Consider the following 541-nt stretch of genomic DNA (forward strand, 5'->3'; position numbering starts at 1 on the left):
TTATTAGCCAGAGCGTTATTTCCAAAACCACCGCTAATAGTTGCTGCGAGTCCTGTAGCTTCATTGGTTAGTCCCCCACCGATAGTAGAGAAGGCTCCACTGGCCTTGCTGTTATTCCCGCCACCGATAGTACTGGCGCTACCCGTGGCCTTGTTGTTACTACCACCCGCTACGGTAGTGTTAGGAGCGCTGGCTTTATTTCCATAGCCGCCGCCGACTGTAGCGTTAGCGGCGCTGGCGGTATCGTTTTGTCCGCCGCCGATGGTCGCGTAATCAGCCGTAGTCTGATTACCCTCACCGCAGCCGATGGTCGCATAATTAGCTGTAGCCTGATTGCCGGTGCCGCCACCTACGGCCGCCCCCAGGCCAGCGGCCAGCTTGCCGAAAATGGCAACGCTAACCAAGAAGACGGCAATGATCAACCCCTCCCGGTTGGCAGGGATGGCGGGGTTAAGGACGGCGAGGTTGGTTTTGGCCCCGACACAGACGAAGAAGATGGGCACCAGCAGGTCGGAAACGGGTTTGATCTGTTCTTCTAGCT

The 541-nt window shown here is 57.1% G+C and carries 1 protein-coding gene; it reads right to left on the reverse strand.

The genetic code is table 11. The annotated features are described in order from the left end of the window. On the reverse strand, positions 1 to 541 hold a 541-nt coding region (locus NW858_RS12415; protein ID WP_414520618.1), incomplete at both ends, for a cation:proton antiporter.

The organism is Synechococcus sp. H55.10 (assembly GCF_047502715.1).
Lineage (GTDB): Bacteria > Cyanobacteriota > Cyanobacteriia > Thermostichales > Thermostichaceae > Thermostichus.